At 70.2% G+C, this 13462-nt stretch carries 12 protein-coding genes; 6 read left to right on the forward strand and 6 right to left on the reverse strand.

The genetic code is table 11. The annotated features are described in order from the left end of the window. Positions 1-38: 38 nt before the first annotated feature. Both BWI15_RS22455 and BWI15_RS22460 read right to left on the reverse strand, forming a co-directional pair. Entirely contained in the window at positions 39-827 is a 789-nt protein-coding gene (locus tag BWI15_RS22455) for an SDR family oxidoreductase (RefSeq protein WP_077016440.1), read from the reverse strand. 41 nt (positions 828-868) lie between these two features. Then, the gene (locus BWI15_RS22460; protein WP_077016441.1) at positions 869-1228 is read right to left on the reverse strand and encodes a nuclear transport factor 2 family protein; all 360 of its coding nucleotides are present in this window, start codon (positions 1226-1228) and stop codon (positions 869-871) included. A 78-nt stretch (positions 1229-1306) separates the two neighbouring features. Here BWI15_RS22460 and BWI15_RS22465 point away from each other — a divergent pair, with 78 nt between their 5' ends. Continuing rightward, entirely contained in the window at positions 1307-2101 is a 795-nt protein-coding gene (locus BWI15_RS22465) for a MerR family transcriptional regulator (protein WP_077016442.1), read from the forward strand. Positions 2102-2651: 550 nt separating this feature from the next. Here the strand turns inward: BWI15_RS22465 and BWI15_RS22470 are convergent. After that, the gene (locus BWI15_RS22470) at positions 2652-3248 is read right to left on the reverse strand and encodes a hypothetical protein (protein ID WP_077016443.1); all 597 of its coding nucleotides are present in this window, start codon (positions 3246-3248) and stop codon (positions 2652-2654) included. 547 nt (positions 3249-3795) lie between these two features. Between BWI15_RS22470 and BWI15_RS22475 the strand changes: the two genes are divergently transcribed. From BWI15_RS22475 to BWI15_RS22490, 4 genes are all read left to right on the forward strand, one after another. After that, the gene (locus BWI15_RS22475; protein ID WP_077016444.1) at positions 3796-4881 is read left to right on the forward strand and encodes a cyanophycinase; all 1086 of its coding nucleotides are present in this window, start codon (positions 3796-3798) and stop codon (positions 4879-4881) included. Beyond that, complete coding sequence (gene cphA, locus BWI15_RS22480) at positions 4878-7694, forward strand: cyanophycin synthetase (RefSeq protein WP_077016445.1); 2817 nt, start codon at positions 4878-4880, stop codon at positions 7692-7694. Before BWI15_RS22475 ends, cphA begins: the two co-directional genes overlap by 4 nt. 78 nt (positions 7695-7772) lie before the next feature. Then, positions 7773-8309 (forward strand): copper chaperone PCu(A)C, encoded by a 537-nt coding sequence (locus tag BWI15_RS22485; RefSeq protein WP_083750939.1) that lies wholly within the window; start codon positions 7773-7775, stop codon positions 8307-8309. Next, positions 8306-9508: a Dyp-type peroxidase gene (locus tag BWI15_RS22490; protein ID WP_077016446.1), complete on the forward strand. Its 1203-nt coding sequence runs from the start codon at positions 8306-8308 to the stop codon at positions 9506-9508. The genes BWI15_RS22485 and BWI15_RS22490 overlap by 4 nt, the downstream gene beginning before the upstream one ends. 11 nt (positions 9509-9519) lie before the next feature. On the opposite strand, the gene BWI15_RS22495 is transcribed toward BWI15_RS22490, so the two are convergent. Next, the gene (locus tag BWI15_RS22495) at positions 9520-9864 is read right to left on the reverse strand and encodes a peptidase inhibitor family I36 protein (protein WP_077016447.1); all 345 of its coding nucleotides are present in this window, start codon (positions 9862-9864) and stop codon (positions 9520-9522) included. Positions 9865-10006: 142 nt separating this feature from the next. Between BWI15_RS22495 and BWI15_RS22500 the strand changes: the two genes are divergently transcribed. Next, positions 10007-10861, forward strand: coding sequence for an amino acid-binding protein (locus BWI15_RS22500; RefSeq protein WP_077017203.1), 855 nt, complete (start codon positions 10007-10009; stop codon positions 10859-10861). Here the strand turns inward: BWI15_RS22500 and BWI15_RS22505 are convergent. Together BWI15_RS22505 and BWI15_RS22510 are read right to left on the reverse strand one after the other, a co-directional pair. Then, positions 10858-11730 (reverse strand): hypothetical protein, encoded by an 873-nt coding sequence (locus BWI15_RS22505; RefSeq protein WP_077016448.1) that lies wholly within the window; start codon positions 11728-11730, stop codon positions 10858-10860. The genes BWI15_RS22500 and BWI15_RS22505 overlap by 4 nt on opposite strands. A gap of 39 nt (positions 11731-11769) precedes the next feature. Beyond that, positions 11770-13461: a Mur ligase family protein gene (locus BWI15_RS22510; protein WP_077016449.1), complete on the reverse strand. Its 1692-nt coding sequence runs from the start codon at positions 13459-13461 to the stop codon at positions 11770-11772. Position 13462: the final 1 nt, after the last annotated feature.

Raw genomic sequence — 13462 nt, forward strand, 5'->3', positions numbered from 1 at the left:
TCGACGGGGCGGCCACTCCTTGAGGCCGCCCCCATGGCTCACACGGTCGGGACCGTGCCGCCGTCGATGACGTACTCGGCGCCCACGATGGCCGACGCGCGGTCCGACACCAGGAACCCGACCAGGTCGGCGATCTCCTCGGGCTGGGCGAACCGCCCAAGGGGAACCCCGCCGAGGGAGTCGTAGATCGTTTGCTTGGCGGCCTCGCGGGTGAGCCCGTTGCCCTCGGCGATCCGGTCCACGAACCGCTCGTAGGCCTCGGTCTCGATGCCGCCGGGGCTGATCGCGTTGACCCGCACGCCGCGCGGTGCGAGCTCGTTGGCGAGGCCCTTGCTGTACGTGCGCAGCGCCGCCTTGGCTGCCGCGTACGCCAGCGACGCGTCGTACTGCGGTAGTTCCCGCTGGATCGAGGTGAAGTGCAGCACCACACCCGACCCCGCCCCGGCCATCGCCGGCAGAAGGGTCCGGTCGAGCCGCACCGCACCCAAGAAGTTCAGGTTCAGTTCGGTCAGCCACTGCTCTTCGGTGATGACCGCGAACCCACCCGACGGCGTCGAGGCGCCCCCGACGACGTGCACGAGGACGTCGAGCGCGCCGACGGACTCGGCGATGCGGTCCGCCACGAGCTGCGCGCCATCGACGGTCGCCGTGTCCGCCTCGATGAACCGGTCGGGGCGGTCGTACCCGTGGGGCATCGTCCGGGCCGTGGTCCACACGTCGGCGCCCATCTCCCGCAGGCGGGTGACGACGGCCTTGCCCGAACCCTTCGACCCGCCCGTGACGAGCGCGTGGCGGCCGTCGAGGCGGTCACGTTCCTTGCTGGACATTCTTCCTCTTCCTTTGACAGTTCGGTGGTGTGCGGTCGGGCTCAGGCCTCGTGGTTGGCGATGACGAGCTCGGCCACGAGGTTGCCGCGGAGGGTGAAGCGGTAGTCCAGCTCGGCGACGCCGCCCGGGAAGGTGCCCTCGAGGCGCAGGGTCACCACCCAGTGGTCGTCGTCGACGCGGCGGGCGCCGATCTGCTCGGTGGTGTACTCGAACTCGGCGCCGGCATCGCGCAGGAACGCGTGCACCTCGTCGCGGCCCCGGAAGGTCTCGTTCTGGTCGACGATCACGATGTCTTCGACGAGGAACGACGAGGCAGTGTCGGCGTCGTGCACGGTGCTGGCTGCGAGGAAGTCGCGGACGGTGGTCGGGAGGTTGTCGGAGCGGAGGTCGGTGTGTGTCATGTCGTCACCGTGCGGCCTCGCGGCGCAGGAGGGTCAAGTGTTGGACCCTCCCCCAGGGGGAGCCTCCACACTGGACGCGTGCTGACCATCGGGGAGTTCTCGCGTCTGACCCACCTGAGCGTGCGGACCCTGCGCCGCTACCACGAGGGGAAGCTGCTCGAGCCGGCCGTCGTGGACGAGGCGACCGGCTACCGCTACTACTCGGTCGAGCAGATCCCGACCGCGCAGGTCATCAACCGGCTCCGCGAGCTCGACGTCCCCTTGAGCGACGTGCAGCAGATCCTGCGGACGTCGGACCCCGGCGTCCGGTCGACCCTGGTCGCGGGTCACCTGCGGCGCTTGGAGGCCGAGCTGGATCGCACCCGGGCCGCGGTGACCTCGCTGCGGCGCCTCCTGCAGCCCGATCCCGCGCCGATCGAGGTCGAGCTGCGCGCCGAACCCGCCCGCGAGGTCGCCGCGGTTGAGGCAGTGATCGGCCACGCCGACGTCGGGGCGTGGTTCGCCGGCGCGATGGCCGAGCTCGAAGCGGCCGTAGGCGCAGGTGTGACCGGCCCGCCGGGGGGTACCTACGACAACTCCCTGTTCGAGGAGGGCCGCGGTCGGGTGCTGGTCTACCTGCCGACCTCCACCCCGCCGCGCACCGGACGGGTGCACGCCGTGACCCTGCCCGCCGCGGAACTCGCGGTCACCACCCACGTCGGCGAGCACGAGGGCGTCGACGTCACCTACGGCGAGCTCGGTGCGTGGGTCGTGGAGAACGCGATGTCGGTGGCTGGGCCGGTGCGGGAGGTCTACCGCGTGGGGCCCCGGGATGTGAGCGATCCGGCCGCCTGGCGCACGGAGATCGGGTGGCCGGTGTTCCGCGTGACATGAAGACTTGTGGACAGTGGACCGCCGTCCTGGCCGACGCTGCTCGAGGTCGTGTGGTGTCGGCGGCTGGTTTCCCGGTGCTGGTCTTCACGAGGCTGTGGCCGGTCTCGGGCCCCGCAAGAAGCGCGACGCGATGACGTGACACGTGAGCGCCGCTGGTCTCATGGCGTGCGTGGCGTTTGGTGACGGCCTGTTCAAGCTCCTCGCGGTCTCCGCCAACCTCAAGGGGCCGGAACCAACTTGCCCTAGGCAGCTGGAAGGCGGATGACCATCCGCGTGCCCGGAACAAATGGTGTCGAGAACCGCACAGCGCAGCAATGGCGCCGAAAAGCAAGGCTGCGTCATCGACGCATCCGGGCAGTGAACCACAGGCAAAGGTGGCACCCGCTGCGACCTACGCCGAGACAGCTGGCCGGAACACGGTCCGACGAACATTCATTCGGTGCAGCACCCCGTTGCTCGGGTAGGTCGCCGCCATCACGTTGCATCTCCGAAGAAACAGAGGTCACTGCTTCGTAGGCCCGAAAGCCCACCGCGACCCTCTGCTCTGTTCTCAGGCGATCTCGGCGGCTGCTGGGGCGGTGATCGTCACCGGCTCGCCGAACTTGCCGAAGGTGCCGGTGACCTTTGCGCCGTCGACCTCGTAGGCGGACGTGCGCGGCAGGGACTCGGCGTCCACCATGATGTCGACCGCCAGCGAGGTCACCTTGCTCTGCGCCACCGCGTCCGCCGTGAGGTAATGCCCGAACGCCTTGGCAGCGGAGGCCTTCGGCAGGTCCACGGTCATCGTGTACTTCGTCGTCGCGACCCCGTCGACCGGCTCGCCCGGGGTGGCGTCGAACTTCGTCGCGTACGGCGCACCGGCCACGATCCGGTACTGGTCGAGCTGCGCACCGAGCAACTGCAGCATCCCGCCGGCCAGCATCGCCGCCGGGTCCTTCGCGGCCACGTTCTTCGCCGCCGGGTCGTACTTCACCCACGGCTTGTTCGGGTTGCTGGTCAGCTGGCCGCCCTTGCCGTACAGCGTGCGGCCGATCCGGACGAAGGTCGTCTGTACGCCGGTCCCGTGCGCGTCCGCGGTCGCGCCGGTCAGCCGGATGTTCGTGGTCAGCGTCGCCGGCCCGTCCGCGTCGGTCGTGGTGGTCACCACCTGCAGACCGTCGGACGGAGACGAGACTTGAGCAAGTCGTACCGGGCTGTTCGTGGCTGCTCGAGGAAGCGAGTAACGGCCTCCTGGCAGCAATCGATGTCATCAGGCCTGGACCTTTGGCGAAATCAGGCGACCAACGAACGCCTATTCTCGACGCAAAGAAGTCCCGCTGGGCGGGGAACGAAGAACTCGCGGCGGCGGGGCCTCGATCCGGCAGATCGTCTACGGCGCTACTGAAACTGTCGGACACCTTCCCCTGCTTGGACGCGAGAGCGGCGCCACGTTCTCGCGCTGAAGCAAGAGACGGACGTCACTGCTTCGTCAACCCAACCTACGACAGCTACCAGTACTCTGTTCTTCTCTCTGTTCTTCTCTCTGTTCTTCTCTCTGTTCTTCTCTCTGTTCTTCTCTCTGTTCTTCTCTCTGTTCTTCTCTCTGTTCTTCTCTCTGTTCTTCTCTCTGTTCTTCTCTCTGTTCTTCTGATCCTGGGGCGGCTGGGCTGCGGCGTCGTGGTGGACCGTGCCGCGCCTTGACCTATTCTTCGGCTATGTCTCAACAGGTGGTGAGCAGCGGGCCGGGTGCTCTCTTCGCGATCGGCGGAGCCGAGGACAAGCTCAAGAAGCGCACGGTGCTGCAGGAGTTCGTCGAGGCGGCCGGTGGGCCGAAGGCCCGGATCGTGGTGGTGCCGACGGCGTCGGCGCTCGGTCCGGACGTCACCGACGTGTACTCCGCGCTGTTCTCCGCACTCGGTGCGGCCAGCGTCGTCGGGGTCCGCCCGGAGAACCGCGAGGACGCCGACGACCCGGCGTTCATCGAGCCGCTGGACGAGGCGACCGGCATCTTCATGACCGGCGGCAACCAACTCAAGCTGAGCGGCGTGGTCACCGGTACGGCGTTCGGCCGGGCCGTCACGGCCGCGCACCGGCGTGGTGCCGCGGTCGGTGGTACGTCGGCCGGCGCCAGCATCCTGGCCGAGCACATGATCGCGTTCGGCCGCTCGGGGGCGACCCCGCGGCAGCGGATGAGCCAGCTCGCCGGTGGCCTCGGCCTGGTCCAGGGCGCGATCGTCGACCAGCACTTCGCCCAGCGCAACCGCTACGGGCGGCTGCTCTCGTTGGTTGCCCAGTCCCCCGGTCTGCTCGGCATCGGCGTCGACGAGGACACCGCGGCCGTTGTCCGGGGCACTCATCTGGAGGTGGTCGGGCGGGGTGCGGTGACCATCTTCGACGGCAGCCGGATCACCTCCAACGCACACTTCGCGAAGCGGTCCGAGGCGATGCTCGCCTCCGGCGTCGTACTGCACGTGCTGCCCGCCACCGCGACCTTCGACCTGCGCGACCGGGTGCTGCTGTCGTACGGCTCGCAGCCCCCGGCCGAGGAACTGGCCGAGATCGAGGCGGCCGAGGCGGATCTGCGCAAGCTGGCCCGCGACATCGCGGCCGAAGGCGTCTCCCCGCGCTACTACGCCGAGCAGAAGCGCCGGGCCGGCAAGCGGGTGGCCCGGCGGGTCTCGTCGGCGGCCGAGTCCAGACCGGAGGCGACCGAGCCTTTGAGCGCGGGCGCCGAACTCAGCCGACCTGACACCAAGCCGGCCGCCGAGCCGGCGACACAACCAGACAGTGGGACTTCATGACCGACACCGCCCCCCAGCAGAGCACGACGGCGCTCGGCAGCCCGAGCCCCGATCTGAAGATCATCGAGACCCGGGTCTACCGCGGCCCGAACGTGTGGAGCTACGAACCGGCCATCCACCTGGTCGTCGACCTGGGATCGCTGGAGAACTTCCCGTCGAACACGATCCCCGGCTTCACCGAGCACCTGCTCGCCGACCTGCCCCGGCTCGACCAGCACCACTGCTCGCGCGGCCGCCGCGGCGGCTTCATCGAGCGGCTGGACGAAGGTACCTGGCTCGGCCACATCGCCGAGCACGTCGCCCTGCAGCTGCAGCAGGAGGCCGGCCACGACATGCGGCGCGGCAAGACCCGCCAGGTCAAGGGCGTGCCCGGCCGGTACAACATCATCTACTCGTACGCCGACGAGTCCGTCGGCCTGGCCGCCGGCGAGCTGGCGGTCCGGTTCGTCAACCACCTGGTCCAGCCCGACCCGGAGTTCGACTTCACCACCGAGCTCGAGCGGTTCATCAAGCAGGCCGAGCGGACGGCGTTCGGCCCGTCGACGCAGGCCATCGTCGACGAGGCGACCTCACGCGACATCCCGTGGATCCGGCTGAACAAGGCCAGCCTGGTCCAGCTCGGCCAGGGCGTGCACGCGAAGCGGATCCGCGCCACGATGACCTCAGAGACCGGCTCGATCGCGGTCGACGTGGCCGGCGACAAGGACCTGACCACGCGGCTGCTGGCCTCGGCCGGTCTGCCGGTCCCCCGGTCGGACTCGGTGCGGACCGTCGAGGACGCGGTGGCGGTCGCGAACAAGATCGGCTACCCGGTCGTCTGCAAGCCGCTGGACGGCAACCACGGCCGCGGCGTCTGCCTGAACCTGGCCGACGCCGACGCGGTCCGCGAGGCGTTCCCGATCGCCGCCGACCAGTCCCGCCGCGGCTGGGTGATCGTGGAGAACTTCGTCACCGGCCGCGACTACCGGTGCCTGATCATCAACGGCCGGATGGAGGCGATCGCCGAGCGCGTGCCCGCGCACGTGGTCGGCGACGGCGTGCACACGGTCGCCGAGCTGGTCGAGATCACCAACGCCGACCCGCGCCGTGGCGTCGGGCACGAGAAGATCCTGACCCGGATCACCGTGAACGCCGCCGCCCGCGAGCTGGTCCGCAGCCAGGGCTTCGAGATGGACGACGTCCCGCCCGAGGACGTGATGGTCAAGCTGACGCTGACCGGCAACATGTCCACCGGTGGGATCTCGATCGACCGCACCTACGAGGCGCACCCGGAGAACGTCGAGATCGCCGAGGAAGCGGCCCGGATGATCGGGCTGGACATCGCCGGCATCGACTTCATCTGCCCCGACATCACCCAGCCGGTGCGCGAGACCGGCGGCGCGATCTGCGAGGTGAACGCCGCGCCGGGCTTCCGGATGCACACCAACCCGACGATCGGCGAACCGCAGTACATCGCCAAGCCGGTGGTGGACATGCTGTTCCCGCCGGGCGCGACCAGCCGGATCCCGATCGTCGCGGTGACCGGCACCAACGGCAAGACCACCACCTCGCGGATGATCAGCCACGTCTTCAAGCAGATGGGCCGCAAGGTCGGCATGACGTCGACCGACGGTGTCGTGATCGACGAGCGGCTGGTGATCCGGGCCGACGCGTCCGGGCCGAAGTCGGCCCGGATGGTGCTGCAGAACCCGCGGGTGGACTTCGCGGTCTTCGAGGTCGCGCGGGGCGGCATCCTGCGCGAGGGCCTGGGCTACGAGCGCAACGACGTCGCCGTCGTACTGAACATCCAGCCCGACCACCTCGGGCTGCGCGGGATCGACACGCTCGAGCAGCTGGCCGACGTGAAGGCGGTGCTGGTCGAGGCGGTGCCGCGGACCGGCTTCGCCGTCCTGAACGCCGACGACCCGCTGGTCCGCAAGATGCGCCGCAAGTGCTCCGGCCAGGTGGTGTGGTTCAGCATGGCCGAGGCGGGCAGCGAGGTCCGCGAGTACATCGAGGGGCACTGCCGCCGCGGCGGCCGGGCCGTCGTGCTGGAGCGGTCCGAGCTGGGCGACATGATCATCATGAAGCACGGCCGGCGGTCGATGCAGCTGGCCTGGACACACTTGCTCCCGGCAACGTTCGGCGGCCGGGCGATGATGAACGTGCAGAACGTGATGGCGGCCGCCGCCGCGGCGTTCGCGGCCGGTGCGCCGCTGCACGACATCCGGCAGGGCCTGCGCACGTTCAACACGTCGTACTACCTGTCGCCGGGCCGGCTGAACGAGATCGAGGTGGACGGCCGGCACGTGATCATCGACTACTGCCACAACGCGCCGGCGATGCGCATGCTCGGCGACTTCGTGAACCGGCTGGGCGAGAGCCTGGGTGCGTCCTCCGACGTCGGCCGGCCCTCGCGGATCGGCGTGATCGCCACGGCGGGCGACCGGCGCGACGACGACATGCGCGAGCTGGGCGAGGTCGCGGCGCAGCACTTCGACGTACTGATCGTGCGGGAGGACACCCGGTTGCGCGGTCGCAAGCGCGGCGACTCGGCCGGGCTGATCGTCGAGGGTGTCCGGGCCGCGATGGACAAGGGTGCCCGCTGCCGATCGGTGGAGACGGTGCTGGAGGAGCTCGACGCCGTCCGGTACGCGCTGACCCGGTCGAACCGCGGCGACCTGGTCGTGCTCTGCGTCGACCAGCACCAGTCGGTGCTCGCCGAGCTGGAGTCGGTCTCCCACCTCGCGCAGGCCGGCGCCCGGTCCGGCGACGAGGGCGGCGACCCCGACTTCGTTCGCCCGGACGGGGAAGCTGACACGGCAACGGAGTAGACGGACGGTGAGCGGGGACACACCGCGTGTCCCCGCACCGGAGGGAACTCGGGTCCGGGCACCGTCGTTGGCCTGTCCGTGAAGACGAAGTTGCTGATGGCCTGTGCGGTCGTTGCCCTCCCCCTCCTGCTGTCCTCCTGCGGTTCCAGTGACTCGGCGGCCGCCGCCGACACCGCCCCCTCGGTCAGTACGCCGAGTGTGCTGGTCGAGGACGCCTGGGTACGCACCACGACCGGCGCGAAGGACACCACGATGACGGCGGCGTTCATGTCGCTGACCAACCCGGGCGGCAGCGAGATCAAGTTGACCTCGGCAACTTCCCCGGTCGCGGGAACGGTCCAGCTGCACGAGATGGCGATGAAGGACGGCAAGATGGTGATGCGGGAGAAGGCCGGCGGGATCGCCGTACCGGCCGGCTCGCACGCCCATCTGGCGCCGAGCGGCGACCACGTGATGCTGATGGACCTCAAGCAGCCGTTGAAGCCCGGTGACGAGGTGCCGTTGACGCTGAAGTTCTCCGACGGCAGCAGCCACGATCTGACCGTGCCGGTGAAGAAGTTCACCGAGGAGGAGGAGCACTACCACCCCTCCCAGACCCCCACACCTGCCTCTTGACCTCTGCAGACCAGCCCACCCGGCCCTCGCGCCGACAGCTCCTCGGGTACGCCGGAGCCGCCGCCGCTGGGGCCGCCGTGACCGGCGGCGTTGTTGCCCTCAGCAACCAGCCGGTCCCGGCCGAGGCGACGCCGAGCCGCGTCGTCAGCCCGTACGGCGACCACCAGCCGGCCATCGCGGCGCCCACCCCGAAGCACGCCGAACTCGTCGCCCTCAACCTGCTCAGCAGCACCGACCGGGCCGCCCTCGGCCGGCTGATGCGCTTGTGGAGCACCGACATCGTCGCGCTGACCGAAGGACGTCCGCCGCCCGGGGACACAGCACCCGAGCTGGCCGTTCCGAACACGGCGCTCACCGTGACGGTGGGTTTCGGGCCGCGGGTGTTCACCCGGCCCGGCCTCACGGCGTACAAGCCGAGCGGGCTCGACGACCTGCCGGTGATGCGGCACGACCGGCTGCTCCCGGCCTGGTCCGGCGGTGATCTGCTGCTCCAGGTCGGCGCCGACGACCCCGTCAGCGTCGTGCACGCTGTACGGCGGTTGGTGGCGGACGCGGCACCGTTCGCGCGACCGGTGTGGCGGCAGACCGGCTTCTGGAATTCGACCGGCCCGGACGGCAAGCCGGTGACCGGGCGGAACCTGTTCGGCCAGGTCGACGGGACGGGCAATCCGGCGGTCGGGACGCCGGAATTCGACGCGACGGTGTGGGCCGACGGGCCGGAGTGGTTCCGCGGCGGCACGACGCTCGTCGTACGGCGGATCAAGATGAACCTGGACACCTGGGACGAGCTGACCCGCTCCGAGCAGGAGCGCGCGGTCGGGCGGAAGCTGTCCACCGGCGCGCCGATCACCGGGACGGCCGAGCACGACGAGCTCGACCTGGACGCGCGCGACGCCGACGGGCGGCTGGTGATCGCCGAGAACGCACACGCGCGGCTCTCGCACCACAGCGAAAACGACGGTCGCCGGATCTTCCGCAAGGGCCTCAACTACGTGCACGACACCGGGGCGACCCGGGAGAGCGGCCTGATCTTCCTCAGCTACCAGGCCGACGTGGCCGGCCAGTTCCTGCCGCTGCTGACCCGGCTGGACGCCGCCGACGCGCTGAACGAGTGGACGACGACGATCGGCTCAGCCGTCTTCGCGATCCCTCCGGGGTGGCACGAAGACGGCTGGCTCGCGCGAGACCTGCTGGCTTAGGGAGACAGGCCCTATCCGGCCCGGAAGCTGAGGAACTTGGTGCTCGGGTAGCTGTGGAAGTTGTTGGCCGGCTCGAGCGACGGCGTACCGGAGCAGTCGGCGGTGCGGTACAGCAGCACGTCTTCGGTCGACCAGTTGAACAGCGCGCCAGGCGCGAAGGGCAGCACTGTGCAGGCGGTCGGCACGTCGTCGTAGACGACGCTCTTGCCACCGAAGCTCGTGGTCTCGAAGAAGCAGGCCTGACCCTGCCGGCAGTCGGAGGCGCTGGTCTGCTGCGCGGCGGATGCGGGAGTGACGGAGACAGCGAGCGCGGCAGCGGCGACAGCGGCGGCACCCAGGGCGGGACGAATCTTCACAGTTCTCCTCCAGGGAAGGCGGATTCCCAACTGGAGCCGAGCCTATTGTTGAATGTTCATCGACGTCGTGCGGGGCGGCGCGTCGTTGCGGTTTTACGTCCGGGCAACGCAGCGGCAACAGCCCGCTGCCAGCCTGATCGGCATGGAACAACTGCGGAGATCGGTCGCGGCCGGATCGGCGTGCGACGTCTGCGGGCGGTTACCCCACCCGCATCGCTTCCGGCTGTCGCTGGCCAAGCTCGCCGCCGTCCTCCCGGTCGAGCTCGCCCTGCACGCGCTCGTCCTGGCCGTGCACCCGCCGTACCTGCTCGCGGTGGGGCTTCTGGCCGTCACCAGCACCGCGCTGGTGATCTGGGTGGTCGAGCCCTCGGCGATGCGGCTGCTGCGCGGCTGGCTGCACGCACCGGATCGGCGGACTCGCCGAGCCGCCCACGAAACCATCGAGCGGGCACCGTCGTTGTGGCGGATCCGGGTGACGCTCGACGATGAAACCGGCCAACTGGACCGGCTCACGGGGCAGCTTGCGGAGCTGGACGTCAACATCCTCGACCTGACCGTGCACCCGCTCGCGGACGGCGTACGGGACGAGCTGGTGGTCTGTACGTCGGACACGCTGGCCGCCGACGATCTGCTCGTCGCGGTCGAAGCAGCCGGTGGACGGGACGTACAGCTCTGGCCGACGACCGCCCTGGCGCTGGTCGACGGCCAGACCGAGGCGCTGAACCTCGCGGCCCGAGTGGTCGCCGATCCGTCGGAGCTGCCGCACGCGATCAGCGAGCTGCTCGGAGCGCGAGTGGTCACCGACAGGCTCGCGATCAGCCATGGCCTGTTCCCGTCGGACGGCTCGGTACTCAAGGTGCCGTCACCGTGGAGTGGGCTGATCGTGTTCACCCGCGCCGGAGAGGCGTTCACGCCGGCCGAGTCGGCCCGGGCTCACCGCTTGGCCCAGATCGCCGAGCTCTCTCGTACCGAGCGGCCTCTCGTCGAGCGTGGCTAGGACTGCGGTTCAGCGACCGACTCACGGCGGGCGAGCAGTTTGCGTTCCGGTTCGGCCTGGTCGATCCAGTCGAGGTCGTCGGACAGGACCGCGTCGTTGGTGCGGTCGGCGTACGGGTCCGGGGGCGGGGGTGGCGGCGGCAGGGCGCGCAGCTTGAGGGCGGTCATCGGGATCGCCAGCAGGACGGCGAGCACCATCCACGGCCAGTAGTCGCGCAGCAGAGGTTCGAAGGACTGGAAGAACGCGTCGGTCCCGGCGTCGGCGATGTCGTCGGCCGGGCGGCCCGCACCGGCGGCGACGGCGCGCAGGGCGTCGACGATCGCGAACGAGACCAGGTAGGCCGCGATCAGCACCGGCCAGAAGTACGCCGAGCGCCAGCCGCGCCGCCAGCAGCAGACGTACAGCACGATCGTCAGCCCGACGGCGACGAGCAGCCCGTTGAGCTGCCACAGCCATCGGAAGTCGCCGAGGTCCGCGGCCGGGCGGGCTGCGTACCAGGCCAGTGGCAAGGTCAGCGCGAAGGCCGCGACGACCGAGCTACGGGTGCCCAGGGCACCGAAGAAGGCGCCGAGGGCACTTGCCGCGAGCAACGTGATCAGCAGGTCCCGGGCGGACAGCGTGTGCCCACTGAGCCACCAGGTGCCGCCGGCAACGACCAGGACCAGCGGTACGGCGTACCGGATGCGGCCGAGCAGGAACCCGGCCGCCGCTCCCCCGGCGACTCCGCCGAGCACGAGCAGGTCGACCCGGCCGCTGGTGGCCGGGACGAACATCGTGGACGCGTCGGGCAGCCCGGCCAGGTACGTCGGGGCGAAACCCGCCACGAACCAGCCGACCACGGCGGCCGGAACCGCCCACAGATAACGCATCGCACCTCGATTCCGCCCCCGCGACCCGAGGGCCGGGGCTCAGTGCTGGGCTCGCTCGACCTTGCTCTTCAAGATCTCCGGTGTGTCGACCGTAGCCCCCTCGGACTGCAACCAGTCGTTTAGACTCGCCCGATCCTGCAGAGACATCACCGCGACCACGTCACCGGGCCCGGCTTCGCCGACCAGCGCCTTCGCGGCATCCAGCTCGGTGGGGAACGACGGGACGTCATCGACCCCGACGGAACTCGTCCCACTGCGGAAGACGGCGTCCAGCTCCTCCGGCGGCCGGCCGCGCAGATAGGTGTCCTTGTGCCCGATCACCACCCGGTCGGCGCCGCGGGCCCCGATCGCACCCATCGCCGCGACCATCTCGCCGGACCGGTCACCCGGTGAGCCCAGCGCGAGCAGCAGCCGCCCACCCGGCCGGCGGACGCCGTTCATGATCTCCAGCAGCGCCTCGAGCCCGGCCTCGTTGTGCGCCAGGTCGATCACCACGGTGAAGTCCCGGATCGAGTACATGTTCATCCGGCCGGGGTTGTTCTCGTTCGGCGAGAAGCTGGTCAGGCCCTCGATCACCGCGGCCCGCGGCAGGCCGAGCCCGAGCGCCGCCGAGGCCGCGGCCAGCGCGTTCTCGACGTTGTAGTGGGACAGCCCGGACAGGGTCATCGGGATGTCGACGACCTTGACCAGCGGCTCGGCGTCGCTGCTGTTGTCCAGCACGGTGACGAAGCCGTCCAGCACCGTGGTCGCGCGGCCGCCCTCGTCCAGCACGGTCCGGATCGACGGCGAGTCGGGATCACGGGAGAACACCCAGCACTTGGCCGGCGAGTCCAGCCGCATCCCGAACGTCCGCGGATCGTCGCCGTTGACCACGCACCAGCCCCGGGGCCGGGTGATCTTGGTGATCACGGCCTTCACCTCGGCCAGCTGGTCGACGGTGTCGATCCCGCCCAGCCCGAGGTGGTCCGCGCTGACGTTGGTGACCACCGAGACGTCGTTCGAGGCGACGCCGATGCCGCGCCGCAGGATGCCGCCGCGGGCGGTCTCGGTGACGGCCAGCTGAATCCCCGGCTGCGACAGCACCCGGCCGGCCCCGCTCGGGCCGGAGAAGTCGCCGTACTCGACCAGTTCGCCGTCGAAGTACACGCCGTCGGTGCTCGACCAGCCGACGTGCAGCCCGGCTGCGCGACCGATGTGCGCGATCATTCGCGAGGTGGTGGTCTTGCCGTTCGTCCCGGTCACCGCGACCACCGGGACCTTTGGCCGCAGCGTCGGCGGTGGGTTGCCCGGCGGCTCGTTGCGGACCCGCTCACCGACGGCCGTCACGAGCTCGGCCAGCTCGCTCTGCTCGGCGCCGAACGCGTCGACCACCTCGACGATCGCCGCCGCCAGAGCGCGAGCCCGCTGCTCGTGCGCCCACGGGAACGCGACCACCAGCCGGTGGACGTCGCTCTCCGGCCGCACCCGTACGCCGATCCGCCCGATGCCGGCCTCGCGCGCGATCCGGCGCACGATGTGCCCGACCACGCGGATCGCGAACCGCTGCCGGAAGCCCGACCCGATCCGGCCGGGCCGGGTGGCGCCGAGGCCGAGCGCCGACGCGTACGCCTTCGCGGCCGGCGCGGGTGCGTCGATCACCGCGGACAGGTCCAGCGTCAGCTTGACCGCGGCGCGGCTGAAGTAGAGGTTGGCTCCGTCGAGGACGCGGAGCTCTACCTGAGAAGTTGGCACA

Source organism: Kribbella sp. ALI-6-A (assembly GCF_001984195.1).
GTDB lineage: Bacteria > Actinomycetota > Actinomycetes > Propionibacteriales > Kribbellaceae > Kribbella.

What these genes read in the sequence shown, in the direction of transcription:
- BWI15_RS22455 (WP_077016440.1), bottom strand. Translation starts at nt 827, where the DNA reads ATGTCCAGCAAGGAACGTGACCGCCTCGACGGCCGCCACGCGCTCGTC.
- BWI15_RS22460 (WP_077016441.1), bottom strand. Translation starts at nt 1,228, where the DNA reads ATGACACACACCGACCTCCGCTCCGACAACCTCCCGACCACCGTCCGC.
- BWI15_RS22475 (WP_077016444.1), top strand. Translation starts at nt 3,796, where the DNA reads ATGTCTCAACAGGTGGTGAGCAGCGGGCCGGGTGCTCTCTTCGCGATC.
- cphA (WP_077016445.1), top strand. Translation starts at nt 4,878, where the DNA reads ATGACCGACACCGCCCCCCAGCAGAGCACGACGGCGCTCGGCAGCCCG.
- BWI15_RS22500 (WP_077017203.1), top strand. Translation starts at nt 10,007, where the DNA reads ATGGAACAACTGCGGAGATCGGTCGCGGCCGGATCGGCGTGCGACGTC.
- BWI15_RS22505 (WP_077016448.1), bottom strand. Translation starts at nt 11,730, where the DNA reads ATGCGTTATCTGTGGGCGGTTCCGGCCGCCGTGGTCGGCTGGTTCGTG.